The organism is Bradyrhizobium sp. LB8.2, from assembly GCF_040548035.1.
Lineage (GTDB): Bacteria > Pseudomonadota > Alphaproteobacteria > Rhizobiales > Xanthobacteraceae > Bradyrhizobium.
Window position 1 is genome coordinate 1 of the sequence record NZ_JBEPQV010000056.1, and the last position, 24,961, is coordinate 24,961.

Consider the following 24,961-nt stretch of genomic DNA (forward strand, 5'->3'; position numbering starts at 1 on the left):
AATGCGCGCCGACAAGACCGACCAGAGCTTCACTTCAATGATCTATCTGGCCGCGGCCGCGATAAACTCCAGATGAATCCCAACAGACCCTAGGCCAAGCAGCATAACGCCTCATCTTCGAGCGAATGCGAAACGCGGTTCTGGGTGGCGGTCCGCATCATCTTCTTCCTCCTCGTGCGACCGATGCTCGATTCTAGAGGCTGATGGCGAAGAGCCGACACAATTTGTTGGGCCGCTCCCTAGGTAAATTCTAGGGCGCGCGTACCTGGTCAAGCAAGACCTAGTCACTGTGAGCAAAATGGCACGCCTATTGCTTTGAGGTAAACGAAAGAAGTGTAGCGAAGGCAGAGGGAGCCTTTCAATCACTTGCCGACAACTGTTTGGCGAGTGATTCGGATGAATGTGCGGCTTCAGGACAACTTTTTTAACAGGCAGATCACAGCAACTGCGCGGTCCCGGCGCTTTTCTCGGCCTGACATGGGGGAGAATCGAGTTGCTTGTCTACCAACGTGAGCTAAATGTAGCAACGACTGGGGGTTTTGCGGCTGGCACGGGGATGCCACTCGCCAAGTCAATCCGTTGCCGATGCTTACCGCAGGCAGCGTCCACTCTGGTAAAATCGGTAGGGACCGGACTCGAATTTATGCGTGATATGCCAGTATTCCACCGCAGCGCGCTAACGAGTATGCAGCTACCTGATGGACGCGCCCTTCGAAGCTATGACACACAAACTAGATGAGGGCCGCAGACCATCGGTCGTCTTTGTTGGCAGGAATAGCCGTGGCAACTGGGTCGCCCGCGAGCAGAGCGGTATTTTTGGAGGCCTCTTCCTCACCCGTGCCCAAGCGCTCAAATACGCCTTGGCGGAAAATAACCATCATCCAGAAGCCATTGTCGAGATTTCAGTCGAAATGGATCTGGATATCCCCGGAGAGCGGACGGAGGCGGTTTCATATGCCCCCCCAATTGGTCGCGATTCGAGATTGTCTTGCCAGTAGACGGAGATCATCGACAGGGATCACCTCACGTAAATTGCATATTGCGAACAGGCTGACAGTGTCTCGTGTCTTCACGCGCTGTCGCCCCTACCGCAAGAACGATCAGGCCTTTGTCGAGAAGAAAGATGCCGTCGTCCGTCGCCTGATGGGCTACGGCCGCTTCGATGGCGTCGAGACGGCGCGCCCGATGGGCCGCCTCTATGCGGCGGCACGGCTCTACGTCAACTTCTTCCAGCCGTCGTTCAAGCTGAAGGAGAAGCGCCGCGATGGGGCTAAACTGATCAAACGCCATCATCTCCCATCAGCGCCCTATGAGCGTGCATTAGCGCATCCCAAGGTGACCGCGGCCGTGAAGAAGCGGCTGCGTGATCAGTATCGCTCGCTCGATCCAGTCGCGCTGTTGGCCGAGATTCGAGAGACCCAGGACGAACTCGGCAATGACGTCGATCGTCGTGCCGGACAGGCGCGCGGCCTGCAACCCCCAGCACGAGCACCGCGCCAGCGACCGCAGCCACTTTTGCGAAGGCGCTCGGCAAGACGACGACGTCCGGCGAGTCGCGTGCCACGCACCGGCGCACCCGTCGGCCCTATAAAACCAGGGTTCGCATGCCCTCCAAGCTCGACCCGCATATTGCTGCGATCGAGGGCTGGCTCGCGACGCAACCGCAGCTAACTGCACTCGCCATCGTCGGCCGGCTCAGCGAGAAACACCCCGAGGAGTTCGGGACGAGACACCATTCGATCGTGCAGCGTCTGCTGAGGGCGCTTAGACGGAAGACGGCCTAGCAGTTGGTCGCGGAGGAGCCGCTCGGCCAGACCGCCACGATGGCGCCGCAACCGCACGGACAGAGCCTGCTCGCAGGCTCGATGATCCGTTCCACCCGAGGCAGATGGGCAGGCAAGCAGCCGCGATTGCGATGAGACCCTTGATCCGGCGCGCTCCGCGATCGGCCCTGGATCACAGCCTCGGCTCTCTCCTGCGCCGCGTCCAGGATGCCTTGCGCGATCTCCACGTCTTCCAGCGGCAACTGATACTGATTTGGCCGCAGCTTCTCGGACTTCGCGCCGAACTTCTCGCGTCGCAATTCCCCGAGAATGACCTCCAGCCGACGTCGCGCTTCCTCCGATGCCGCCAGTGCCTCCTGATGCTCGCTCAAGGCTGAGTGCGTTTGCGCCAAAATCGCCTTCAGGCGTTCGTTCTCCGCGCGCAGCGCCGCAATGCTCATGCGCCATTTCGAGCACATCACCACTGCGCGTGCCACGTTCAAAATAGCTCCCGAGTCAATCTGCCGCAGTTATCCGGCCGCCTGCGGACGCCGCGCTTCTTGCGGGCGAACCAACCTCCAATCCCGCCCTTTGAACAGGGCTGCGAACATCGCTGGCGATATGCGCATCACGCCGTCTGCGATCGTTGGCCAAACGAACCTGCAGCCTTCGAGGCGCTTATGAACTAACACCAGGCCCGTTCGATCCCAGACCACAATCTTGATCCGGTCCGCTCGTTTCGAACGGAACACGAAGGCTGCGCCGCTGAACGGGTCGAGGCGAAGCATCTCCTGCACCTTTGCCGCAAGTCCATCGTGGCCACAGCGGAAGTCGATCGGCCGCGTCGCGATGTAAATCTTCAGATCGGCACCGGCTGCGATCATCGTGACGCTCGCATTGCGCGGATCACCCGCGGTGCGAGGCGTCGCAGCCGACATTCGCGCCGCTGGTCGTGGAAAGCGCCTTGGAGGAGGGTCACGTTCCGGCGATCAAGCTTGAGATCGCGATCGGCGATGTGGTGCTGCGGACCGACGCAGCCATAGATGGCGAGCAGCTGTCCCGCCGCTCCGTGCTTGCGCGCCACCTCGGACACCTGGGCACCGGGTGGCAGACTCTCGGCGACGATCCGAGCTCTCTCAGCCTCCGAACGCACGCGGCGTCCCGACGGTCCTTCAAGGACCTCCAGCCGGCTCACCGGCCTTACCGATGAGCCGTCCAAATGGACGTCCTTTTTGCTGTCCAATCGACAGTCGGTCGATCCACAGCCGGCCATCGGGATTGAGCATCACCTCGACGATTGCCGGATCTTCTAAATACCCTGCGATGGCGGGCCCGAACGCGTACGCAGCATACGCGCTCCGCGCAAGTTCGCCTCTGAATCAGAATGGATCGCAACGATTTGCCCCAAGCTGCTGATGCCGCTTCGGTGCCCTCATCTGAAGGCAAATAAAAGATAGATCGCGTGTCACCGCAACAGAGGGAATATGCCGTTCGTAGTGTAGCGTAGAGAAAGGAAAATGTGAAAAGAGCGCCGGCTTGACGCGCCGACCCCTCGAGGGCGAGGCGAGAAATCAGTAATGAGCAATGGTCTGGAGCTTACTATTTTTACGCCTCTCCCGGTCGCGGTGTTTACTCGGGCTCCATTGGTTCTCCTGAACCACTGTCGCTCCCTCGCGTGGGCACGATTGAGGTCCCACTTTTTGAGGAAGCTCAACCCGGGGCTAATGAACCACATCAGCCGGCGGGCAACCGCAGGCACCAATGCCGACACTGGTCGGGTGCACTACCGTGAGCCTAGTGACCCTGCACCATTCCCCCTGGGATCAGGGGGCCCAGTACTGCACGACGATTGCCAACGCAGAATGCAGGCATTCAAAGGTGATTTCTAGTCCGCAATGGCCGAGCTAAAATCGCAGATCTACTTGAGCTGCGCGTGTAGCGAGACATGGTCGAGTTCACCTTCCCACCACGACACAAATACCGCGGCAATACCGTTCCCGATGATGTTGGTAAGCGCGCGCACCTCGCTCATGAACTTGTCGATCGAGAATACGATGGCAATGCCCGGGACGAGGTCAGGACTGACCACGGTCAAGGTTGCGGCCAGGGTGACGAACCCAGCACCGGTAACACCACTTGCGCCCTTCGAGGTGAGCATCGCCACAACGAGTATCGTGAGCTGCTGGCTGAAGTCGAGATCGACCCCGAGCGCCTGCGCGATGAACAAGGTCGCCAACGTCATGTAAATGTTGGTCCCATCCAAATTGAAAGAGTATCCTGTCGGCACCACCAGGCCCACGACCGGCTTGGAACAGCCCAGCCGTTCGAGTTTTTCCATCAACTGCGGCAGCGCGCTTTCGGATGACGACGTTCCGAGCACGATCAACAGCTCATCCTTGATGTAGATGATGAACTTTAGAATAGAAAAACCGACCAAGCGCGCGACCAGGCCGAGCCCAATGATCACGAAGAGCCCGGCTGTCACATAGAACAGCGCAACCAAGCCGATGAGTTTACCGAGCGCGGACGGTCCGAATTCGCCGATAGTGTAGGCCATGGCGCCGAACGCCCCGATTGGCGCTGCCTTCATTACGATCCTAATGACACCAAACACCGCGTGTGCAGCATCGTCGACCAGGCTGCGCATCCGCTCACCCCGCTCGCCAAGCGCCATCAGCGAGAATCCGAATAGGATGGCAAACAGCAGCACCTGAAGCACGTCGCCTCGGGCCAGAGCGCCAACTACGCTATCCGGAATAATATTGAGGAGGAAATCGACGGCCTTCTGCCCTTCCGCTCTTTTGACGTAGTTGGCTACCGCCGCGGCATCAACCCTGGGAGCGAGCCCATGGCCTACCTGAACGAGATTGCCCATCACGAGACCCAAGATCAGCGCGAAGCTTGACACGATCTCGAAGTAAAGCAGCGCCTTGACGCCGACACGGCCGACCTTTCGTGCATCCTGCACATGCGCAATTCCGGACACAACAGTGCAGAAGATGATCGGCGCGATCACCATTTTGATCAGCTTGATGAATCCGTCACCAAGCGCCTTGACCCAGCTGCTCGTCCCCACAGCAGGCCACAGCCAGCCAACGAGAACGCCAATCAGGATCGCGATGACTACCTGGATATAAAGAACATTGTACCAGGGGCCAGATGGCTGGAGCGGGGCGGCGGCTTTGACAGAGCGGCGCTGACGGTGATTGTACATCACGCTCGACCCAGCGCCGTGGTACCAAAGAGTGGTGACAATGAAGGCTCGGCCCCGCTCAGTGTGCCCTTAGCGCGGCGCGCACAGGGCACTGACCGCTTTAAACAGCCCGGTCCGTTCCCGCGGTTTGCCGCCTCTCCCGATTCGGCTTGCCGCCAACGCGAAACGAAGTTCTGAATCTCGCCTGAAACCAGCGGTAAAAGCTTGAGAAAGCTTGCTTGAGAGTTGGAATGCATCAGCGTCCCCATTTCTATCTTTTTACTCCAAGAACCCACCAGCATCTTATAAGGCGCCACAACTCTAGCACCGAGCACCACTCTTCACCTGGACAGGCATTCTCGGCGCCATCGCGCCGGAGCGCGACGTACCTTTAAGAAACATTCACCCTAAAGAACTTGTGGTGGTGCAGCTCGCCTGCGTTCACCCGATTACTCGTCCTATCCTCACTTCAGGTGAATGCCCCGCTATCCTTAAAGACATCGACTTGGATCGCAAAAGCACAAAGGCCGAGAAGACATGGCAATCAAAATTGCTCACGCTGCCCTTGGCGATCTCGGTTGCGGCTTTTCAGAAGCTGCGTTTTTTCCGTTTCGAACAATCTCGTTCGCGCTTTTCGCGTCGAGCTCTGTTTATCCTCTCCGCATCTAGGGCTTTGGCTTCGTCGCTCACTGCCCAGGAGCTGTTCAGAATTTTCGGCAGCACGTTCTCGAGTTTCGCCGTATGGCCGATAAAGGCCAAGCGGCCCTCACGATCGACCACGAATGACGAGGGAATGCCGAAAGAAAAGCTGGGATCCATCCAAAGCTTGTTCATTTCGCCGGCGTAGTCGAATGCGATCGGGAAGTTCAGGTTTGGCAAGCTCTTCGTCAACCAATCGTCCAAGCTGGCTCGCGCTTCATCTGCCGACGAAGCTTGTTCCATAGCCGCGATGCCTACCACCTCAACTCCGTTACTCCTGTATTTGCGTTGCAGGGTCACCAAACCCGGCATCGAGGCGATACATGGTGGACACCACGTCGCCCAAAAGTCGATGATGTATACCTTCCCAGGTTCGAACTTTGTAACGGGCTGGCCACGTAGCCAGTTCTCAACTTTGATGGAGGGAGCCGGCGAACCGACTGTCAGCACATTCTCCTCACCGACTTGACTTGCGCTCTCAGTCAGACTGGTCATTGCTCAAACTCCCTTTACCTGGCTCTGCGGAGAACAACAGCAAGCCGCATGCCAGCCAGCACTCATTGATAATGCGCATTTTCCTATCATTCCTGTCGAACCTGCGACGCATGTTGCATATCCGACCAGCTGTTTGGAGCTTCTCAGCCAATCTGTCGGCCGCCGTGCGGACGTTCTTGACGCCTGTAGGCCGAGAGCCGGAGGTCAGGCGGAAGGCCGAGTTCACCACTCCACATCTTGAACGGTTTCCAGGGTGACCATTTCGGCGCTCCGGATCACGACGTGAACTGACCTGCTTTGGCCCGTCGAGTTGCGCTTGACGGCGATCTCACTCTCCAATTCAACTCTTTGAGCCAAGGGCCAATGAACCAGACCGGGGCGACCAGCTGCAGCACAACTTGATACCGAACGCCGTCTGATGCGCGCGATTGAGGGGTAGTGTCCGTCCTTTGCCGGCCATTGCTCGAGAATTAACCCCGTCCCGTACTCGACGAGGAAAGCCGACCCGAAATGCAGAACGTTGAGCACACCGTTTCTTGCGCGCGATCATTCGGGCGGAAAGTAATCTCTGATGATCGCATAGCTGAGGACGATTGGCTGATCCGACCACCGTCACAACGATCCACGGCAGCGACAGGAATGGCCGATACAATATCAGCGCGAGTCCGACTGCAATGAACAGAGCAGCTATGATTGCGAGCAGCTTTTGCATGTTCTTGCCAAGCCGGCGCAGCGAATCGGCGAGCGCGCCGAGCAGCAATGCGGCAACGCTTAGGGCGATCGCCATGACGAGACTGCAGGGCCCACGCGACCCGCTACATGTTGAAGAGATCGGCGCAATTTCCAGAGCCGCCCATCCGCATAGACGATCTTCAGGCTGACTGTCCCTGGGGCTCTTCGCAGTTGCCTCTTGCTGTGGAACCACAACTAGATCGAAGCGCCCGGGAAGGCACTGGATGCGGCAAGCACCTGAAATAGACCGCGCGAGCCTATCCATTTAAGCAATGCCTCGGCTGGTGCGGTTGCCGTTACCGCGCCCAGTGCACCCAGCATGATCATATAGCCGTGATGAGCGCCACGCGCTCTCTCGGAAACCAGAGCACGAGGTCGCCGACGGACGAGCGACTTCGCGGACCGTGCGTGCACCCTTACTTGAAATCGAGAAAGTTACCGATCCAAAGAAGAGGCGCAGGTGCAATCCAAATGGCGCCTTCGCGCCGCCACATCGCGAAGGACCCCCGCGCACGCACCGGCCTTATTTCTGTGGGGTGATGGGCCTCATATGAGGTGCAGCAGCTCGTGCGCGCGTGACCGAATACACCTGCGCCTCACCGATTTCCGGCATGCACCACCAGCGTGCGATATGACTAACAACCGTTCGCCTGCCGCGCGTTGAGCGCGGCTCGCGGCCGTTGAAAAGTATCTGCTTGCCTTGTGCGACCACTCGCTTGTCGGGAGCCCTCAGGGAGACTGCCGGCCGCACTGGCAGGCGGCGTGATCCCGTTGTTTCGCGAGAACGCCGCGACCTGCCAATGCCCTGCGCGAGCCTTCAACCAAATTTGAATAGCACACCGTAACCGCCGCGTGGGTAGCTCCACTCGATATCACCTCCTTCTTCGCAGATCACCCTGCACGTGCCGCACTCCATACACCCGTCGACCGTCACCTCAACATGACCTTTATCGCTGAGCTCGTAGCACCGTGCAGGGCATGCCTTCAGCATCGATAAGAGCCGCGAAGATGGTGTGCTGTGCGGCCGGACCTTGATATGGGCGCGGCCGGAATCCACGAGATAGCGGTTGTAGAATAGTTTGTCCTCGACACGTCGGGAGGGCTCGCTCGACATTCTTTCTGGCTCCGTCGTTGGTCGTAGTCTTTGGTTTGTGATCACCGCCAGGCCCGGGCAATGCGCAGGGCATCGCTGAACAGTCCACTCCACGATCGCGCCTTGATGAACGAGCTCAGTATGAGCTTCTCTTTCTCAAGCTTTGGTGTGCCGTCCACGCGCACGTAATCCTGCATCGCCTTGGAGAAGAGCTGCGGATATGTGAGAAAGAAGTTCTGCGAGTGGGTATGCATCAGTGCCGGCATATCCTTGTACTTCTTCAGGTCCTTAATCACGAAGGAATCATTCAGTAGTTTTTTGTAAAGCGAGAGATTTTTGGCCGTCATCGGATCATTTCGCGATTTGACAAGGCAGATCGCTTCCGCGGCGATACGGCCTGACGTCATCGCCAGATTGGACCCCTCCCGATGGATGGCGTTGTTGAGCTGGGCGGCGTCTCCGACAACGACCCAGCCCTCACCACAAAGCTGCGGGATGGCCTTGTATCCACCTTCGGGGATCAAATGCGCGGAATATTCCTTTACTTCCGAACCCTCGATCAACGGCGCGACGGACGGGTGACGCTTGAAGCTCTCGAGCAGGCCGTAAGGCGTCTCGCCGGTACGCTGGAAGTCGGCAACAAGACAGCCGATGCCGAGCGAGATGCATTCCTTGTTGGAATAGATGAAGCCCATACCGGTCATGCCGCGGGAAATGGTTCCGGCGGCTTCGATGACGAGCCCCTCGTCGCCTTTGAGATTGAAGCGAGCATCGATTGTCTCACGCGACAGGAAATGCATCTCCTTGACCGCGAGCGCGAGCTTGTCCGGTTTCGGCCGCCCTCTTAAGCCCGCACCCGTCCCGAGCACTCCGTTTACCCCCTCGGCCAGCACGACGACATCTGCATGGATTTCACCCCCATCTCGGTCAGTGCGCACCCCGACGACCCTCCCATGGGAATCCTGGAGGAGCTCGGTCACTGTGGTCTCGCACAGCACCGTAGCGCCGGCCTCGCGGACCTTCTGCGAGAACCATTTATCGAACTGCGCGCGGATGATGGTGTAGCGGTTCGGCTTCTCCTCGTTGAAATCATCGGAGCGATAGTGAATCCCCGTGTGCGAACGCTCGTCCACGATCCAGAAGCGTTGCTCGACGAGATGCCGCTCAAGCGGCGCATCTTCTCGGAAATTTGGGATTAGCTTCTCCAGCATATCGGCATAGAGGATGGCGCCTTGCACGTTCTTCGACCCCGAATACTCGCCGCGCTCCAGCTGCAGCACTTTCAGGCCCCGCTCGGCCATGGTAAGCGCTGCCGCATTCCCGCCCATGCCTGCACCGACGACGATCGCGTCGAATCTTTCCTCGATCATGAACAAGCTCCCCTAGCCAGCGATGCGGTCGTGCGAGTGCGGCGACAGCTGCGCGCGGAATGCAGAGGTCAATGCGGGCAACAGTCGAATAGCGTCGGCGACGATGCCGATATGGGCGAAGTCGAAGATCGGAGCGTTCTTGTCCGTGTTGATCGCAACGATGAGGTCGCCCCCCTCCACGCCAACGCGATGCTGGATCGCGCCGGAAATACCTGCCGCGATATAGAGCTTTGGCCGAATGGTTTTCCCGGTCTGGCCGATTTGTCGGTCCGAGGTGACCCAGCCCTTCTGGACCAGCGGCCGCGAGCAGCCATATTCGGCGCCAAGCACGTCCGCGAGCTGCTGTACCAGTTGGAAGTTCTCAGGCGATCCCAGACCGAGCCCTCCAGCGACGACCACGTCGGCATAGGCAAGGTTGGACTTTGTAGAATCGCGGTCCGGGAGGAACGACAGCACTTTTGTGACGATATCTTCTTCTGCAAGCCCGAGCGGATGCGAGATGACGCGCCAGACGGCGCCGGTCACGCGCTTCGGCATCGGCATCACGCGCGGACGGACGGTTGCCATCTGTGGACGATAGTTCAGTGTGTAGATCGTGCACAATAGTGAGCCGCCAAACGTCGGCCGGGTCGCTGCAAGCGAGCCGTCGGCATCGACATCGAGCTCGGTGCAGTCGGCAGTTAGCCCGGTGAGCAGTGTGGTGGCCACTGAGCCGGCGAGATCGCGGCCCAGTGTAGTTGCCCCTAGGAGTAGGATTTCCGGCTTGTACGTACTGACCAGCTCTGACAGGGCCTTGGTGTAGGATTCATTGCGATAATCGGCCAAGAGATCATCCGCGACGATATAGGCGACGTCGGCGCCGTAGCAGAAGGATTCGGCGATCGCCTGCTGCGTTGTCTCACCCACCGGGCCGATGACAACCGCGGCGAGGTCAACGTTGAGCTTGTCGGCGAGCCGGCGGCCGGCACCCATCAGCTCCCAGGAGACGGGGTGCACTATCCCGCGTTCCTGCTCGATGAAGACCCAGACGTGCCTATGCGCCTTGAATCGTTCGGGCAACTCCCTCTTGGTCGCCGCGCGACCACCACCCGCGGCCGGAGCGGCGCTTTTGGGCGCGGTGCTCATCATCTGTACTCCCATCCGTGTTCAGTAGCGGCTCGCCAGCGAAGGGTGCTCCGCCTGTTTGAATTCGCGCGTGAAGATTGCTTCAGTTAAGAGTTCGGCCGCGTGCCCGCCGCCATTTTTCAACACCGCCTGGCAGCAGCGCGGGGCCGAGGCACCCATTGCTGGACCTTTGTCGACGAGCCCCGAAGCACGCGCTTCGGGTTCTTGCCGGGTTCGGCATTCTGGGGCCACCATTTGGCAATGGTACTAGTGAGGCACGCAACCGCGCGGTAGTCACTCGATCCGATCGATTGGTCCCCCTCATCTTCGAGATGCAACCAAGTTGGAACAGATCGAGGACCTGCCAGGGGTGCGGCTGGTGCCATTGTCGGCTGCGAGCTTGCCGGTGAAAACGCGATCCATTACTCCGAATGCCCTCGCAATATTTCCGATTGCAGCGACACGTCCGCAACTCTTGGCGAAGGCACGAGGGTTGGCGGTGAAGCCGCCCGTCAACGGCACCGTGAGACCGGCGCTGGAGAGCAAGGGCTCCCCCCCGCGAAACCTCGGCCATTGATCGGCCAATGGGAGTGATTTCGTCGACGAATCTTTGGCGCGGATCAAGCGCAGCTTTCAACTCAGCCAGGCCGGAATATGCAAGCGTCACTTTGGCGTCGCGACGCATCATGATGCCGACAGGCAGCGCGCGCGAAACTGCGCGGCGTCCAAAATAAACTCGATGCGGACCAAGATGTGCATTCGCTTCTCCACACTAGCTGAGCATATCTCAGCAATTGTCGTACCAATTGCGCAGACGATAAAAATTGACCGCCAATACAGACTCTTACTGAAGGAAATCGGATTGGCAGCCTCTCACGAGGATCGGAACATTCGATAGCCGTGCTGCACCCGTGTCCGGAATGCGACAGACGACATTCATCCGAATCTTGCTGCGCTTTCCTCGTCAAATATGCGCTCCCCGGCTGCCGGCGTACCATTGCAGGAGCTAGGTGCACCATGAGCACCAGCTTGAATCGATGGAAATATCAGGGCTGAGCCGTGATTACCTTCAGGAGCCGAGTGCCCAAGCTGCGGATCCGCGAGGCCGTAACTGCAACTTTCATTTGAATTCGACGACCTGGGAGGGGGGCAGGTTCTCTGAACCTTCACGCTCCAGAGCACGAGATACAAACTCAATTCACTCCAAGGAACTGAGCTGCACCAATGCTGGATGCTTGTTCGATTGTGGTGCGGCCGCATCCTTCAAGACTTTGAACACGCGCTGTTCGATCGGGGAGGACGTGACGAAATCGGCATAGGCGCGCTCAAGCGTGGCCTTGCAACGCGAGGCGATGTCAGGATCGGATGCACCGGTAAACTCCTCGCCGGCGAGATATTCACCCATGCGACGCAGAATATGAAGCCGCGCCACGTCGATGATTTTCGCATCGTACTCGACGCCGAGCAGTGCAAAAAACTCCTCTGCCGCGGAGGCCTTGTTCAATTGCGAAAGGATCCCGTCCATCGTCATTCTCAACCTCCATCTAGATCCGCGAACAGAAACCGTCCTGGCTTGAATGTTCCAACCTGATCGCGCGAAGCGCATGGCTGACCACCTGATCGCCCTCGGTTGAAGAGCGAGCTCTCGCGAATGTCGCGCCAGATCGCCACCACCGTTTCCTGGGAAACCGGGCCTTTGTGCTCGACGGCATGCTTACGGACGCGCGCGAGAATCGTCCCGGTTTGGTCGGCAGTGACCGAAGGCTGCAATGCTCGCCGATCACAATGCGGTGGGAGCGGCCGAGCAACCCCGGGTCCAACGCTTGGTAGGCGGGCCGGTCTTTTAAGAGCCCATCGAGGTCAAGACATGCCCGCCGACAAGCGCTTGTTGAGCGGAATGGTGGGCACGCTGCGGCTGCACCGGCGGCCGCGACTTTTTCCAGTTCGGAGAGCAGCACGTCGGTATCACGGCCGTAGATCTGGCTGAGTGCGACGGCAACTTCCTCCAGCGGCGCATTGCCGGCTCGCTCTCCCAATCCAATGACCGTCAGAGGGGCGTGCGTCGCACCGGCCTTGATCGCCGCCAGCGTATCAGCCGTCGCCGGGGCAAGATCGTCTTGGCCGTGGAATTCGAACTCGAGATCGGTGCTGGCGCGCAGTGCGGCCATGAGCGTTAAGGATGCGTCAGGATTGAGCAGGCTCAGCGTATCTGAGAGACGAAAGCGCCGCGCGCTGGCCGCCTTGGCGCTTGCGATCAGCTCGATCAGGAAGTTGAGATCGGCACGCGAGGAGCCTTCGCCACCCAGCGCTACATCCAGTCCCTTGTCGCGAGCGTGGGCCACGACGCGCTTCATCCGCTCCAGCGCGGCCAAACGGCCGCCACCGAGTTTCGCGCAATCTGCACGTCGGACGAGGGAATCGATAGGATTACCATCGAAATACCGGCCACGATGATGCAAACGGCAGCATCGCGCCAAACTCAAACGTTCGCGTATGAGTGAGGCGTAGCTCCGCTTCAGCAGATTGCCAGCAGGAATAGCCCTGCGGTTTGTCGTCCAATGATGGATTGGATTGAGAGATCAGGTTTTTCAAGTAGTTGGAGGCGGTATGTGCGGACGTGTGCACCGGGAGATCAAAGCAAATCTCATCACAGGTAGCATGAGCATGTCCTCTGAGTTGGAAAAAATGCGTTCGGCGGGCGCGGGCACCGTTGATTGGTTGCGCCAACGTGAAGCGCGATGTGAGCGCGCGCCACGGAATTCGATCAGAATCAAGATATTGAATCAACGGTCGCTGTTATACCGATACGGGCGGCACTTCGTTTCACGACTTGGAGAGCAGCAGCTTGAGCGCGCTGATATACGCGTTCCAGTCCGTTGACGTCGCCGTCGAAGCGCAGGCCTTCCGCGCGATCGCTTCCGGATTGCTGGAGACGATCTCGTTTGGCTTCTTGCGCCCGTTCGCGATCAGTGGACCGTAGATTTTCCAGCTTCCCCATACGCATGCGAGTGAGCCCGTCCTCAGACGCGTTGGCGACCCGCGCATCGACGTACATCGCATAGGTTAGGATACGGGTCGCGAGCTGCCAAGCGTAATCCGATGGCGTGCGGTTCACGATCTCGTCCTTGGTCCAGAGTGCGCGGCACGTCAGGCGCGTCGCGGCCGGTGCCGACGCACTGGCGCCGACCCAGCTCGAGCAACGGATCGTCTCCTTTGTCATGGCGTAGCCTGGCTCGATTTCGCCGGTCACTGGATTTTCGACATATTTCATGTTGTCCCAATCGGGCACCCACTGGCCGGTAAGGTCGACGTTGCCGGGATAGGTCTGGGCGCAAACGCCCAGCCGTGCGCGCAGGCCGTTCGCTTCGCTGCCCGGCGACTGGGCGCCGTGCAGCGCCTCGACCGCTGTCCCCATGTGCAGCCCGAAATAGAGGTTCCGGTTCCAGAGCTCGGTCATGAACCGAGGATCCGGATTGGCGTGCGCGGCAAGGTTACTTTGCGTCGCCTTGTCCCCGAGGATCTGCACGCCGGCCGTGCAGCTACTCGACGTCACCCATACCGGCATGCTTGCATGGGTCTTCTTCTGCTTCGATAGATAGGTCGCGTCGAGGTTGTTCGGCGACGGTTGCGCGTCGTGCAGCCGCCAGAGCCCGGCGATGGTGGCGAGTCTCCGGTCGACGGCATCGCGCGTCGCGCGCCCACTGGTGCCGGTGAAGGGCTCCACCTCGACGCCGTCATTGTCGGTGATGCGTTTGCGGATTTCGCCGGCCAGGGCGTCACCCTTGGCGAGAATGATGGTCTTTGCCCCCAGGTCATGGGCGCCGAGCGTGATGGTGTCGTAGGGCGTGGCGGCCCACAGTTCGCTGTCGAAGTCCTTGAGCGGCTCCAGGATCACGATCTCCGCATCCTCCCACGTGCCGGCCGGGCCGGGGGACTGGACCAGATGGTTCCAGGTGATGTGCAGCGTCGGCCGGTCGCGGAAGTCGGGCTCCACGTTGGGATACTTTCCGGTGATACTTACCTCGATCCGTGCAAAGCCCACGTGCGAGCCGATCGTCCCGCGCGGCGTGAAGATCTGATCGACCGTCAGTCCTCCCTTCTTGATCGCATGCACCGCATAGAGATGCGTGAGCGCTTCGCTCCAGGACATGTTGCGGATCTCATCGCACTTCTGCGCACGCGCCCCGCCGGCGGTGCACAGGACCGCGATTGCGGCCAGCGCTGCGATGGCCAGGGCTCTCGCGCAGGAGCTAACCGATGTTCTCTCCTGCTCGGTGTGAATCTGTTCCGTCATTGGGCCGTTCCCTCAATTCCCTCAATGCACCGATCATTATCGGCATGTACGAAATCCGAACGCATGCCACGCGGACGAACGCGTCCGCGCCCAGGCGTCGCGTGGCTAGGCAAGGTCAGTTCGTTTGAAGAGAAAGCCTAGCGCAACGAGAGCCGCCCCATGTCCCCGCATCACAGTTGCTGCCGCGGATAGCAGCGCACGCGCTCCGGGTATGTGGCGACTTTGGTGATCCGCAGGGCTTGGGGTATGTCCTCGCTCCATAGCGGTGTGTTCATGTTGGCGCCGCCGGCGTTGTTCGGGCTTCGCGTGGCGTTGCCGGCGAGCTTCTGCGCCGTGACGCGGTTCACTTGCGAATGTCCGCCATAGTCCCGGTTCGCCGGATGACCGTCGACGCTGAGCAGGTAGCCATTGACCCGCGCCGCGGACGAGCGGTCGTATCTCCGCATCGACGTCCGCGGGTTTTATCCGGCACCAGCCGATGATCCTGGCCCCAAGGCCCGCTTCGGCGACCGCTCGGATCGCGGCAATCTCTTCCTGACCCATCGCCGGCGTGCCGGCCTGGATCTCCGTGACTCCGGCCGCAGCCAGCGCACGCGCGATCGAGACCTTGTCCGGTGTCGTGAAGGCCACGCCGGGTGTCTGTTCGCCGTCGCGCAGCGTGGTGTCATTAAGGACTATGGACCTCGACCGATCTTTGTCGGGCCCGGTGATTGCGGCAGCGAACGCCATCAGCGGCTCCGTATGTTTATTCCGTAAACTGTTCAGCAATTGCTGTGCCAACGCGCTCGAATTCCCGAGAACCTGTGAATGACGTCGAATTTCAGATTAGTCGGGTGTGTCGCAAATCCGACAGGGTGGAAACCGCGGAGCGCCAGGTTCGGTGCGCTTACGACCGAGCTGAAGGCAAGCGCCGAGCTTAGAAGCATGTTAGCCGGGCAACGGTTCAAGCTGCAGCAGTTCGGGGAAGCCGCGTGCATTCCGGCGCTTATCGAAGAAGATTCATGAGCCATCGGGTCGTCCAACCACAAGTCGGCGTTCGTAAAAAGTTCAGCGGGGCGCGATGGAGAGGGCGGATGTTGGCCTCGATCGCGCGTCAACATAGAACATCTTGGCGTAAATGTGACGGTCGCATCCGCCAGTTATCAAGCCCGATATCGGCGCCGCCGCGTCCTGCTTAGGCCGCCTGCGCGAAGTTGTTTACCCGGTGTCTTTTTAAACCCTCACTCTGGTCCTGTGACAGTTGGCCGAAAGCTGTCCGATACACCGGGACTGGCGCCGAGGAGCGGGCATCCATTGTGAGCTCAGCCATGCGAACTTGGGGTGGCATGGACGGGGTCATCGAGACGACGCAGATGATCCCGCCGGCGTCCGGCCATCCGGCTCTCCCCGCTCTCCTCACCGAAGCAAAGATCAAAATCATTGCATTCCGTGCAGACCGGCGCGGTACACATCACCAGACCGTCATCTTCGCATAGCGTGCGATAGAAGAAGCGCTTCCAGCGCATGTTCTTGGTGTTGCGAGCCGCCAGCGGCCCGAAATGGCGCATCAGGAGGCGGGACAATTCGTCCCGCTCCCGCAGACCGAGATCTTCCCACAGGTGATTAGGCTCCATGGCGCGCCGCGCGATCATCGTCGCGAGCCAGCCGCCGACCTCGCCATGAGTGGAACGTTGCGCTAGCAGGAGGTCTCGCACCATAATCGTCTCGTCAGGAGCCGGTAACCCGGACTGTTCGCGCCAGGTACAACTCCTGACCGGTGTGGATGGAAAGTACTGCACCAAGAGCGCATCGAGCTCCTGGTTAGTCAAGCCAGCCCGTTCGGGAAGTTGGCCGCCATCCATAGCGGATGCGGCGAGAACGCAAGCGAGCACATGGCGATCGAAATCCTCATCGTCGCTGATGTCGACTTCTGTTAGATGGCGCCCGGTCAGAAGCCCGTAGAGCTCACTTGCATCGCGCGGCTCGCGGACGTGAGCTGCTGATACAGGAGATGACATCGTATTGGCCAATTCGCTTTGTGTGCCAATCATGAAGGTCCCCCAGCTTCTGAGTGGACGATGTCGGCCTTCCCCGGTCGAGAAGGCCGACAACATGAACTATGCCGAAGCAGCGGCGAGCTCGGCGGCGGTCTTGCCGACCAGGCTCTCGTCGACAGGCTTGATGATGCCGTGCTCCATGAGCATATCCTCGAGCTCCTCCATGCTGATTGGCGTCGGGATGGCGCCTTGTCCCGCATTATTGTGGATCTTGCTCGCGAGATTGCGATAGTGATCCGCCTGCTTGGACTCTGGCGCGTATTCCAGCACAGTCATGCGGCGCAGCTCCGCGTGCTGCACGACGTTGTCGCGTGGCACGAAGTAGATCAGCCGGCTGCCGAGCTTCTTGGCAAGAGCATCTGCCAGCTCCAGCTCCTTGTCGGTCTGGCGCTCGTTGCAGATCAGGCCGCCGAGGCGCACGCCGCCGGAATTCGCATACTTCAGAATACCCTTCGAGATGTTGTTGGCGGCATACATCGCCATCATCTCGCCGGACATCACGATGTAGATTTCCTGTGCCTTATTCTCGCGGATAGGCATCGCGAAGCCGCCGCAGACGACATCGCCCAGCACGTCGTAAGAGACGTAGTCGATGTCCTCATAGGCGCCATTCTCCTCCAGAAAGTTGATCGATGTGATCACGCCTCTTCCGGCGCACCCGACCCCCGGCTCTGGACCGCCGGACTCGACGCATCGAATGTCCTTGTAGCCGAGCTTGATGACGTCCTCGATTTCGAGGTCCTCAACGCTGCCGGCATCCGCCGCCAAGCTCAGAATGGTGTCCTGCGCTTTGGCGTGCAGGATGAGGCGGGTCGAGTCCGCTTTGGGATCACAGCCGACGATGAGAATCCTTTGGCCCAGCTCAGCAAGAGCCGCCAGCGTATTTTGCGACGTTGTCGATTTACCGATGCCACCCTTGCCATAAAACGCGATTTGTCTCAGCGAAGACATGTTGCTCTCCATCAACCGATTGCCAATTTTGCGCGCCGAACGCGCGAGGCTGTTTCTCTCTCAGAAACGTGGGCACACGGGTTTCGGGAAGGAGGCCATCGCTCGCCATCGGCGTCGGCGTGCCCTCAGCCCTCACTCCTTGTTGCTGCATCCAGTTAGCAACTGGCGTGCCATTCGTTCGCACGCGCGTTAAGCATCTGACTAGGCTTGACTAATAGCGCAGCGTCCGAGACCGGAAGCTGTGGCGGACCCGACAGAGGCAAGGACTCTGACAGAAACCCGACAAAGCCTGGCGCGTGGATTCGTGCAGATGGGGTTCGAGCACACCGCCATCATCAAAGGCGAATGTTCCACGACCGGCATGATGGGTACTTGCCGTCAGATGGGTGGCATATCGCTTGCTTTGCCAATCGCGGAACGCTGTTTCCGTGTGACGCGATGTTGTGAGGACAATATGCCTGGAATTGGAAGTAAGTTGCCGCCGTTCGACATCACAGGCGTGAAGCCCGGCTTTCACCTGCCAGAGGAGAACGGGCAGAGTGCCTTCGAGACGCTGACTGACAGGAGTTTCCCGGAGAATGGAAAGTCATCTACTTTTTCCCGAAGGATTTCACATTCGTCTGCCCAACCGAAATCGGTGAGTTTGCTCGCCTATCCAAGCATTTCGCCGATGCGATGCAATCGTGCTTGGTGGCTCGACCGATAGCGAGCTTTGCAAGCTCGCCTGGCGGCGTGAGCACACGGATCTGCACCGTCTATCGATCTGGCAGTTTGCCGACACCAAGGGCGCACTGGTCGATGGCCTTGGAGTGCGATCGCGTGATGGCATCGCGCATCGCTACACGTTCATCGTCGATCCTGAGAACACGATCCAGCATGTCTATGCGACAAGCCTCATGTCGGCCGCAGCCCGACGGACACGTTACGCGTTCTGGATACGATACAGACTGATTAGCTCTGCCCTTGCAACCGCGAAATCGGCGGCGACACGCTTAAAATTGCCTCAGGCAACATATCGAAAGTGCAGCAAGGAGCAGCTCCCGAATTCGAAGGACGTCAGACTCAATCGTTTTTGGATACAGACGATCTTACCGCAAATGCGGCCTGCTGCGAGCGAGTACGGCACGCAATTCAATTCTCATTGCCGCCATGCCGTCTGCCGCGGCCGCCGCGCTGTCCGCGCGCGGCAGTCGCTGCGGCGAAATCGACAGTCTCGATGATGACGATGAACAAGGTTCACCACCGCTCTTGCTCACCTCATAACAAATCCCGCATACAAGAGGATGCCGGCGCGTCTCCGCATGAACATACAAAATACTTGTACGCTTCTGCGCCTACTCGACGCACATCTCCTGCCGGTTCCTTTATATTGTCGCCGTAGGCCGGACCGCGGCTATTCCCTTCTTTCTGCGCCTCGCCGGCACGTCGCAGCCCGTATTTGGGCTCGGCAGATCTATATTCAGCGATGTAAGCCGCACTATGTGACGAACGAGCCGGGCTTATCAGTCTCTGATTAAAACCATGACACTCGACGAGTTTTAGGCCAAGTGAGCCGGTCTATCAGGAAATCGGTCAGCTCGTTCATCGCGCGAGCTGACCCTCGGGCGCAGAACCTGAAACGATCGGATGGCCCGGCGGTCGTAAGCCGCCTGGCCGTCTCGATCATCACGCCGGTCAATTTCCGAACCTTGACGCGTATCTCAGCGCTGGTGACCCAAGCCAATCCCCAAGGTACGTGCTTTCTGTCTTAGAGAGCCCTCGGATCGCTTCATAAGCTTTGAAACCCTAGCTACAGGGGTGCGGGCCTTTGAGTGCGCTTTGAGCAGCTTGACGTCATCCTTACTATACTCTTTGCGCTTGGTGCTTTTTGGCACGTGTTCTCCGATTCCGCTTTGCACATTTGCCTGTAGCGCCTTGTTTTGGCGAAGACGCAACTGCTTTCCACTACCATATCAATGGTCATCGACAACTATTCAAGCGGATTTTTCTCTTGTAGATAAGAACCGGGACTACACGCGAATTTGTCCGCTGTCCTCTGGATCTATATCCGCGTGACAAACCTGATTCTCAACGTGCACGTCAGCGCCTTCAACATGGAAGCAAGCCATAGAGAAGGGACACTCGATGCGTCTTCGAAAAACAGTCCCTTCTTGCTTGAACGCGCCGACTTCACTCACCAGTTTCGTAGTATGATATTTCCAAGCCCCAATACTATTGATGGAGTAGAGCGGATGGGCCGGGACAGTCGCACTGCCTCACTTGCGCGCGCGTCATCAACCGGCCTTCACAGCGAGTGCACGGCGGCGGACTTAATGACGAGTACTCACAAAGGCAAATCTTGCGAAGCCTGAGCGTTACTCCTCGTCAGCAGATCGGGCACGGCTCGCTGATCCAATTTAATCTACCGCAGTATCCTTGGTTTAATAAGCCACGTTGACGTTCCCAGGCGATTCCGTCCTCACGAACAGTTCTGCGAGACCATCGCCGGTCCCCCGTCTCATGGACCCGATGAACGAGTGAGCGACCTGCTCGTGATATTTCCCGGGCCGGGCACTACGGCATGGCAAGCAAGCCGCGGGCCTAGCCGTCCTGTGTGAGCTTGGCACCGGCAGGCGATTGCTTGATCGACTTGCCAGAGCGCTTGGCCAGCACAATGCCGGCGCGCTGCGGCTCATTCGTGAGCTGTAACAGTGACCTCCACCGTCGAGCAGATGCAGGTCGAACTTCCAACCCGGCGGAACGGATTCTGCGTCATGTCGGACGACTCGCAACAGATCCAGGCAAGATGTGGAACTTTCTGCCGGAGCGTCAGGCAGGGCTCAGAGGCTGTATCAATAGCGGCGAGCGTCTACTCGATCTCCGTCAAGGCGCCTTCGAGCACCATCTCCACATCCATTGCCAGAACATCTCCACATCTATTGCCAGAACAAACGTTCAGGGTCGGCGTTCAGAACCGCTGTCGCCAGGCCAAGCCGTTGATGGGTTGAATGCCACTCCCAAACGCCCGTGCGGTGATCGGAGCAGCTGCCATGCCGCCCCAGTCCTATCGTGGTGCAGCAGCGCGACGTCGACGAGGCCGCCCTCCGCATTGATATTGCCTGAGCAGCACGGGCTCTCGACCAGATAGCCGCCAGCAACCGCTGTCACCTTTGGCGAGACATATCGGTAGTGCTCGCGCTTCTTCAGCGCGCGCACGATCCGCCACCGGTCGACCTCGTTGGGATGCGCAGGCAATCCGGAATGATGTCGCCTGATGATTGCGGCGCTCATTGCGCGATATCCTAGACTGCAGAGATTTCTGCCTCGAGGCAGCCAACCACCAACTGCTTGCCGAAGTCGACCATATAAATGGGTAGGTTCGCTTCCGTATGGCGACCGACCTGGACGATCTCACCAATGTACCCGACGCTGACCAGACACTCTTCCGCCGACGCGTCGGGAAAGGAACCGTCGTTGAGCAGATCGATTGCGGCCTTGACACGTTGGCCTGACCGGTATTTTGGCAATCTTGGTTCGATCATCGGGGTGCCGCTCCTGGCAAGAACGGCTCCTCGCCTTCGCGGTTTCGCGTGACTAGATCGAGTTCCTTGCATTTCATGCCGACGCGATTGCCGGAGTTGAGGAATTCGACTCCATAGATATAAAATTGTTGCAGGAATGTGCCGATCGAGATGACATAGCCAAGCTCGCCTTTCTTGACCAGAACCTCACCGATCTCCTTGCCCACATAGGTGCCGTCGTTGCGGATAGTGCGGTTGGCCCGCACGTTGTCACCATAATCAAAGAATGGGGCGTCCGTCAGCTCGACGATGTCACTATCACGGGCGATGTTGCTCATGCTGCCGTCCCTGTTCCATAGTTCAACCGTACCGCGCCCGGCCTTACGGACCGCCCTATCATGATGCTCGATCAACCCCCGCCATTCCCGCACGGCGGCGCTTGCGATCACGGATCGCATGAGCCTGTCGGGATCCCGGTGCAGCAACATCAACGCCCGCAACCTAAACTCCAGATGCTCCAGATAACTATCGTGAGCCCATGGTTGATGTTGAAGAAGCCACCGACGCGGCACGCGCGTCTGTCATCGAGGGAGGCGTGCTTGAGCCGGCGGCGAGCCGCGTGCTCCAGCGCGGGATGCGCACAGCCGACAGAGTCGACCTGATTACCCCGGCAACCCAGGGCATTGTGGACGTCATCACTCACGGTCCCGCCCATACGCTCGAGCGTGCCCAACAACACCTTGGTGCCAGCCTTGTCCGCGGGACAAAGCCCCAGCAGTCTCCCGACAGCTGCCGTCCATCCCGAGTTGCCCGAGACGGATCTGCAAGTCGGCAATATGCGTTGAGCGAGAACAGGAAGACCCACACGAGGTGGTCTCATAACAGCCGAACTCCGGCTTGGTGGCGCCGACCGCACCGGTGGCAGGAAATTCGATTCCGCATCACGTGATCGGGTGCGAACGCCTTGGCATGGCGCAGGTGTACTTTCTGCACCTTCATCGAGGTGAAACCCTGCCGCCCTGGGATGATGCTCGGCCGGCTCGACACCGTGCGACCAAGACAGGACTCGGTGAGGAGGCCCTCGTTTTCTCTCGGACGACCGACTGAAGAAGGCCTCGGGCATGAATGTCGACTGATCAATGATGGCCGCAGGTGACTGGATTGATATCGCGGAAGACGGGTCCTGCGCTCCTCGTGGGCCCATAGGCGAAATCGATCCTCGACGCTCAAGACAGCGGCCTTTGGGCCGACAAGAATAGCTCGACGCGCTCCCACCGACGTGCGCGTCGCCAGAATATGGTTTGGCAACTGGCGAAAAGGTTGGCGACCAGGGCGAGCCGTCCACCCGGTCTGAGAAGGCGAAAGCCGCGGCCGGCGCCTCGTCAAGGCGGGCATCATCCGCCCGAGTTTCTGAACCGTTAGTGTCGTAGTGACATCCATCGTGGCCCTCAAGCAGGCTCCTGGTGACGCGGCAGCGCCGTGTCGAGCACGCATGTGTTGTCAACCGGGCAAACCGCCACGCATTGCGGCTCATCAAAGTAGGCGGCGCACTCGGTGCATTTCTCAGGATCGATCAGGAAAACGCCGGCTCGTTCGGAAATAGCGAGATTCGGGCATTGCGTTTCGCACGCCGAACAGCCCGTGCATTGCGAGGCGATGATCTTGAACGGCATTGTCTGACCCCATCCTCAGGCGGCGGAAATCAGCGTATTGTGGCGGGCCGCCGCATCGACCCGCTCAACGTGCTTGATCTTCCCCTCATTGACTTTATCGAGATAGAGTTTGAACCAGGCGATCGCCGAGCCATCGATGAACTCGCCGGCATACTGATCGACCGGCTCGATTCCGGCCTTGATCAATTCGGCCTTCGGGCAGCCGCCGATCTTTGACACGAACACGGCATGGCAATCGTTGATGGCGCCGATGGCGACTTCGAGCTTGCTGTCCTCGCCATGGCCGCCCTGGCAATAGGGTTGAATAGGACGATGGCCAACGAATTTTGCGCCTGAAGTCGAGAGCTCGTAGATCTGGAACTCCTTGGCATGACCGAAGTGCTGGTTGATCAATCCCGAGCCCTTGGTTGCAACCGCCACCAGCACCTTGATTTCGCTGGACGCGCTGGCGAGCTCCGCAAGCTGCTCCTGCTTGGCCGCAAGCTTTGCAATGCGCGCCTTCTCGACTTTGGCCTGATACTCCTTTCGGGCCTGTTCATCATATTTGAAGTCCATGGCCATGATCTGTTCAATGGTGAATTCGCCGCCGCGGTCCTCCCCGAGCAGTCCGACGGCGTCGGCGCGGCACTGGCGACAGTGACGCATCATGTTCATCTCGCTTTCGCAGCTATCCTGCAATGCTGTCACTTCCTGTGCCGTCGGGGCGCGTTGCCCGCTGCGACCGAACACGGTGCCGTGCTCGGGTGACGAAATCAGCGGCATCACGTTATGCAGGAAGGCGCCGCGGGACTTCACGGCTTTGTTAACCTCAACCAGATGCTGATCGTTAATCCCGGGAATCATCACCGAGTTGACTTTGCACAGGATGCCGCGCGCGGTGAGCATCTCCAGGCCCTGGAGCTGCCGATTGCTGAGGATGCTTGCAGCTTCAATGCCGGTGTAGCGCTTGTGGCGGTAAAAGATCCAGGGATAGATCTTTGCGCCAATATCGGGATCGATCATGTTGATCGTGATCGTCACGTGATCGACCTTAAGTCTTGCAATCGTGTCGACATGATCAGCTAGCGCCAGACCGTTCGTCGAGAGGCACAGCTTGATGTCTGGCGCGAATTTATTGACGAGCTCGAACGTCTTGAATGTCTTGTCCGAATTCGCCAAGGGGTCGCCAGGGCCAGCAACGCCGACCACGCTCATCTGAGGGATGGCGGAAGCGACCGCCAGCACCTTCTTGGCGGCCTGCTCCGGCGTCAACTTCTCGCTGACAACGCCGGGGCGCGATTCGTTGGCGCAATCGTATTTACGATTGCAGTAATTGCACTGGATATTGCAGGCCGGTGCGACCGCGACATGGATCCGGGCATAATGGTGGTGCGCCTCCTCGCTGTAGCAGGGATGGTTCTTCACCTTTTCCCAGACCTCCTTCCGCACATTGCCGATGCCGGCCTGAGATCCGCACCTGCCCTTGCCGCTGCCATCGACCGTACCGCAGCTGTTGTGCTTAGTCATGACTTGCATGGTCTCGCTGATCTCGCCGCCGCCACAAGATACCTGGTGTTGCGCTGAAGTACTCATTCTTCCAATTCTCTTCGCAAGCCGAATCCTTCCAGCAAGCATCCCCAGAGTCGTTTCTGAAAAGCCAAGAGCAACTGGCGTGCCATACCTGCCACAAACGTATTTTGTGGTTCGCTTCAAGCAGTTAGGTACCGCCTGCTCGAATGTCAGTTTTATCAACTCATGTTGGAAAGCTGACAGAATTGCGATCACAAGAGCGCCGGCAGCGCTATTGTGACGGCGGGTACGCGGGTTCATCTATGCCCTTGGGCAAAGAGCATGGCGGCTGGTCGTTGAAAGTTGATCTTGTCGCCGAAATGTGACGCGTATGCAAAGCACAATCCGCCAAAGACGTTCGGGAGCTTTGAAGGACAACTTGAACCGGCGATCCTTCCTAGCATTACAGTTGTCCTTTTGATTTGACATGAGCGCGTTGAGCGGCAGCCTGATGAGCTCTGCGCCAGAAAGACCATGCGATGATGCGTGCGGGTTGAATACGCTTTCGAG

General features: G+C 59.1%; 23 protein-coding genes and 4 pseudogenes. 4 read left to right on the top strand and 23 right to left on the bottom strand.

Going from position 1 to position 24,961, the window contains the following annotated elements:
- Positions 1-698: 698 nt before the first annotated feature.
- Genes ABIB06_RS38940 through ABIB06_RS38945 form a run of 3 tightly spaced genes read left to right on the top strand, consistent with a single transcriptional unit; the run spans position 699 to position 1,784 of the window.
- Positions 699-998: a hypothetical protein gene (locus tag ABIB06_RS38940; protein WP_354053217.1), complete on the top strand. Its 300-nt coding sequence runs from the start codon at positions 699-701 to the stop codon at positions 996-998.
- Complete coding sequence (locus ABIB06_RS37520) at positions 955-1,671, top strand: hypothetical protein (RefSeq protein ID WP_354070289.1); 717 nt, start codon at positions 955-957, stop codon at positions 1,669-1,671. Before ABIB06_RS38940 ends, ABIB06_RS37520 begins: the two co-directional genes overlap by 44 nt.
- The gene (locus ABIB06_RS38945) at positions 1,605-1,784 is read left to right on the top strand and encodes a hypothetical protein (protein WP_502916599.1); all 180 of its coding nucleotides are present in this window, start codon (positions 1,605-1,607) and stop codon (positions 1,782-1,784) included. The genes ABIB06_RS37520 and ABIB06_RS38945 overlap by 67 nt, the downstream gene beginning before the upstream one ends.
- Here the strand turns inward: ABIB06_RS38945 and ABIB06_RS37525 are convergent.
- The 17 genes and pseudogenes from ABIB06_RS37525 to nifH all read right to left on the bottom strand — a co-directional run bounded on the left by ABIB06_RS37525 (position 1,781) and on the right by nifH (position 17,730).
- Complete coding sequence (locus ABIB06_RS37525) at positions 1,781-2,260, bottom strand: transposase domain-containing protein (protein ID WP_502916600.1); 480 nt, start codon at positions 2,258-2,260, stop codon at positions 1,781-1,783. The two genes, ABIB06_RS38945 and ABIB06_RS37525, sit on opposite strands and share 4 nt — an antisense overlap.
- Positions 2,261-2,293: 33 nt before the next feature.
- Positions 2,294-2,647 carry an IS66 family insertion sequence element accessory protein TnpB gene (tnpB, locus tag ABIB06_RS37530; RefSeq protein WP_354070291.1) on the bottom strand — a complete coding sequence of 118 codons (354 nt, stop codon included), beginning with the start codon at positions 2,645-2,647 and terminating at the stop codon, positions 2,294-2,296.
- Positions 2,644-3,036, bottom strand: coding sequence for a transposase (locus tag ABIB06_RS37535; RefSeq protein ID WP_354053220.1), 393 nt, complete (start codon positions 3,034-3,036; stop codon positions 2,644-2,646). Before ABIB06_RS37535 ends, tnpB begins: the two co-directional genes overlap by 4 nt.
- Positions 3,002-3,114 (bottom strand): annotated as a pseudogene (locus tag ABIB06_RS37540) (P-type conjugative transfer ATPase TrbB); the annotation flags it as partial. The gene ABIB06_RS37535 and the pseudogene ABIB06_RS37540, both read right to left, overlap by 35 nt.
- Before the next feature lie 567 nt (positions 3,115-3,681).
- The gene (gene dctA, locus ABIB06_RS37545; RefSeq protein WP_354053221.1) at positions 3,682-4,977 is read right to left on the bottom strand and encodes a C4-dicarboxylate transporter DctA; all 1,296 of its coding nucleotides are present in this window, start codon (positions 4,975-4,977) and stop codon (positions 3,682-3,684) included.
- A 567-nt stretch (positions 4,978-5,544) separates the two neighbouring features.
- Positions 5,545-6,150 carry a TlpA family protein disulfide reductase gene (locus ABIB06_RS37550; RefSeq protein ID WP_502916601.1) on the bottom strand — a complete coding sequence of 202 codons (606 nt, stop codon included), beginning with the start codon at positions 6,148-6,150 and terminating at the stop codon, positions 5,545-5,547.
- 340 nt (positions 6,151-6,490) lie between these two features.
- Positions 6,491-6,937 carry a hypothetical protein gene (locus tag ABIB06_RS37555; protein WP_354053222.1) on the bottom strand — a complete coding sequence of 149 codons (447 nt, stop codon included), beginning with the start codon at positions 6,935-6,937 and terminating at the stop codon, positions 6,491-6,493.
- A 762-nt stretch (positions 6,938-7,699) separates the two neighbouring features.
- Positions 7,700-7,996 (bottom strand): ferredoxin family protein, encoded by a 297-nt coding sequence (locus ABIB06_RS37560; RefSeq protein WP_247457897.1) that lies wholly within the window; start codon positions 7,994-7,996, stop codon positions 7,700-7,702.
- 41 nt (positions 7,997-8,037) lie between these two features.
- The gene (locus tag ABIB06_RS37565; protein WP_354053227.1) at positions 8,038-9,345 is read right to left on the bottom strand and encodes an FAD-binding protein; all 1,308 of its coding nucleotides are present in this window, start codon (positions 9,343-9,345) and stop codon (positions 8,038-8,040) included.
- A gap of 12 nt (positions 9,346-9,357) precedes the next feature.
- The gene (locus tag ABIB06_RS37570) at positions 9,358-10,473 is read right to left on the bottom strand and encodes an electron transfer flavoprotein subunit alpha/FixB family protein (protein WP_502916602.1); all 1,116 of its coding nucleotides are present in this window, start codon (positions 10,471-10,473) and stop codon (positions 9,358-9,360) included.
- A 1,174-nt stretch (positions 10,474-11,647) separates the two neighbouring features.
- Positions 11,648-11,980, bottom strand: coding sequence for a nitrogenase stabilizing/protective protein NifW (gene nifW / locus ABIB06_RS37575; RefSeq protein ID WP_354053223.1), 333 nt, complete (start codon positions 11,978-11,980; stop codon positions 11,648-11,650).
- A 2-nt stretch (positions 11,981-11,982) separates the two neighbouring features.
- A pseudogene (locus ABIB06_RS37580) lies at positions 11,983-12,901 on the bottom strand (hydroxymethylglutaryl-CoA lyase-like TIM-barrel protein); the annotation flags it as partial.
- A gap of 318 nt (positions 12,902-13,219) precedes the next feature.
- On the bottom strand, positions 13,220-14,563 hold the full coding sequence (locus ABIB06_RS37585) for a hypothetical protein (RefSeq protein WP_354053224.1): 1,344 nt from the start codon (positions 14,561-14,563) through the stop codon (positions 13,220-13,222).
- A 350-nt stretch (positions 14,564-14,913) separates the two neighbouring features.
- Complete coding sequence (locus tag ABIB06_RS37590; RefSeq protein WP_354053229.1) at positions 14,914-15,189, bottom strand: hypothetical protein; 276 nt, start codon at positions 15,187-15,189, stop codon at positions 14,914-14,916.
- Positions 15,175-15,472: pseudogene (locus tag ABIB06_RS37595) on the bottom strand (hydroxymethylglutaryl-CoA lyase-like TIM-barrel protein); the annotation flags it as partial. The pseudogene ABIB06_RS37595 and the gene ABIB06_RS37590, both read right to left, overlap by 15 nt.
- 572 nt (positions 15,473-16,044) lie before the next feature.
- Positions 16,045-16,773: a nitrogen fixation protein NifQ gene (locus ABIB06_RS37600; RefSeq protein WP_354053225.1), complete on the bottom strand. Its 729-nt coding sequence runs from the start codon at positions 16,771-16,773 to the stop codon at positions 16,045-16,047.
- Between the two features lie 66 nt (positions 16,774-16,839).
- Positions 16,840-17,730 (bottom strand): nitrogenase iron protein, encoded by an 891-nt coding sequence (gene nifH / locus ABIB06_RS37605; protein WP_247457901.1) that lies wholly within the window; start codon positions 17,728-17,730, stop codon positions 16,840-16,842.
- A 454-nt stretch (positions 17,731-18,184) separates the two neighbouring features.
- Here nifH and ABIB06_RS37610 point away from each other — a divergent pair.
- Positions 18,185-18,685 (top strand): annotated as a pseudogene (locus ABIB06_RS37610) (redoxin domain-containing protein).
- Between the two features lie 1,979 nt (positions 18,686-20,664).
- Here the strand turns inward: ABIB06_RS37610 and ABIB06_RS37615 are convergent.
- The 6 genes from ABIB06_RS37615 to nifB form a co-directional block, all read right to left on the bottom strand.
- The gene (locus ABIB06_RS37615; protein WP_502916603.1) at positions 20,665-21,000 is read right to left on the bottom strand and encodes a DUF3024 domain-containing protein; all 336 of its coding nucleotides are present in this window, start codon (positions 20,998-21,000) and stop codon (positions 20,665-20,667) included.
- 11 nt (positions 21,001-21,011) lie between these two features.
- A complete protein-coding gene (locus tag ABIB06_RS37620; protein ID WP_247388549.1) occupies positions 21,012-21,251 on the bottom strand; it encodes a nitrogen fixation protein NifZ in 240 nt (79 codons plus the stop codon).
- Positions 21,248-21,568, bottom strand: coding sequence for a nitrogen fixation protein NifZ (locus tag ABIB06_RS37625; protein ID WP_247457904.1), 321 nt, complete (start codon positions 21,566-21,568; stop codon positions 21,248-21,250). The genes ABIB06_RS37620 and ABIB06_RS37625 overlap by 4 nt, the downstream gene beginning before the upstream one ends.
- Positions 21,569-21,717: 149 nt before the next feature.
- Entirely contained in the window at positions 21,718-22,764 is a 1,047-nt protein-coding gene (locus ABIB06_RS37630; RefSeq protein ID WP_354053226.1) for a 4Fe4S-binding leucine-rich repeat protein, read from the bottom strand.
- Positions 22,679-22,903 carry a 4Fe-4S binding protein gene (locus ABIB06_RS37635; RefSeq protein WP_247457905.1) on the bottom strand — a complete coding sequence of 75 codons (225 nt, stop codon included), beginning with the start codon at positions 22,901-22,903 and terminating at the stop codon, positions 22,679-22,681. The genes ABIB06_RS37630 and ABIB06_RS37635 overlap by 86 nt, the downstream gene beginning before the upstream one ends.
- A gap of 15 nt (positions 22,904-22,918) precedes the next feature.
- On the bottom strand, positions 22,919-24,475 hold the full coding sequence (nifB, locus tag ABIB06_RS37640; RefSeq protein ID WP_354053228.1) for a nitrogenase cofactor biosynthesis protein NifB: 1,557 nt from the start codon (positions 24,473-24,475) through the stop codon (positions 22,919-22,921).
- Between the last annotated feature and the right edge of the window lie 486 nt (positions 24,476-24,961).

Bases quoted from the DNA above. Each gene is read 5' to 3' on its own strand.
- ABIB06_RS37555 (WP_354053222.1), bottom strand. From the start codon at position 6,937: ATGGCGATCGCCCTAAGCGTTGCCGCATTGCTGCTCGGCGCGCTCGCC.
- ABIB06_RS37635 (WP_247457905.1), bottom strand. From the start codon at position 22,903: ATGCCGTTCAAGATCATCGCCTCGCAATGCACGGGCTGTTCGGCGTGC.
- ABIB06_RS38940 (WP_354053217.1), top strand. From the start codon at position 699: ATGGACGCGCCCTTCGAAGCTATGACACACAAACTAGATGAGGGCCGC.
- ABIB06_RS37550 (WP_502916601.1), bottom strand. From the start codon at position 6,150: ATGACCAGTCTGACTGAGAGCGCAAGTCAAGTCGGTGAGGAGAATGTG.
- ABIB06_RS37520 (WP_354070289.1), top strand. From the start codon at position 955: ATGCCCCCCCAATTGGTCGCGATTCGAGATTGTCTTGCCAGTAGACGG.
- nifB (WP_354053228.1), bottom strand. From the start codon at position 24,475: ATGAGTACTTCAGCGCAACACCAGGTATCTTGTGGCGGCGGCGAGATC.
- ABIB06_RS37620 (WP_247388549.1), bottom strand. From the start codon at position 21,251: ATGATCGAACCAAGATTGCCAAAATACCGGTCAGGCCAACGTGTCAAG.
- ABIB06_RS37625 (WP_247457904.1), bottom strand. From the start codon at position 21,568: ATGAGCAACATCGCCCGTGATAGTGACATCGTCGAGCTGACGGACGCC.
- dctA (WP_354053221.1), bottom strand. From the start codon at position 4,977: ATGTACAATCACCGTCAGCGCCGCTCTGTCAAAGCCGCCGCCCCGCTC.
- ABIB06_RS37565 (WP_354053227.1), bottom strand. From the start codon at position 9,345: ATGATCGAGGAAAGATTCGACGCGATCGTCGTCGGTGCAGGCATGGGC.
- ABIB06_RS38945 (WP_502916599.1), top strand. From the start codon at position 1,605: ATGCCCTCCAAGCTCGACCCGCATATTGCTGCGATCGAGGGCTGGCTC.
- tnpB (WP_354070291.1), bottom strand. From the start codon at position 2,647: ATGATCGCAGCCGGTGCCGATCTGAAGATTTACATCGCGACGCGGCCG.
- nifH (WP_247457901.1), bottom strand. From the start codon at position 17,730: ATGTCTTCGCTGAGACAAATCGCGTTTTATGGCAAGGGTGGCATCGGT.
- ABIB06_RS37535 (WP_354053220.1), bottom strand. From the start codon at position 3,036: ATGGCCGGCTGTGGATCGACCGACTGTCGATTGGACAGCAAAAAGGAC.
- ABIB06_RS37560 (WP_247457897.1), bottom strand. From the start codon at position 7,996: ATGTCGAGCGAGCCCTCCCGACGTGTCGAGGACAAACTATTCTACAAC.
- nifW (WP_354053223.1), bottom strand. From the start codon at position 11,980: ATGACGATGGACGGGATCCTTTCGCAATTGAACAAGGCCTCCGCGGCA.
- ABIB06_RS37615 (WP_502916603.1), bottom strand. From the start codon at position 21,000: ATGAGCGCCGCAATCATCAGGCGACATCATTCCGGATTGCCTGCGCAT.
- ABIB06_RS37630 (WP_354053226.1), bottom strand. From the start codon at position 22,764: ATGAGCCGCAATGCGTGGCGGTTTGCCCGGTTGACAACACATGCGTGC.
- ABIB06_RS37590 (WP_354053229.1), bottom strand. From the start codon at position 15,189: ATGCGGAGATACGACCGCTCGTCCGCGGCGCGGGTCAATGGCTACCTG.
- ABIB06_RS37600 (WP_354053225.1), bottom strand. From the start codon at position 16,773: ATGATTGGCACACAAAGCGAATTGGCCAATACGATGTCATCTCCTGTA.
- ABIB06_RS37570 (WP_502916602.1), bottom strand. From the start codon at position 10,473: ATGATGAGCACCGCGCCCAAAAGCGCCGCTCCGGCCGCGGGTGGTGGT.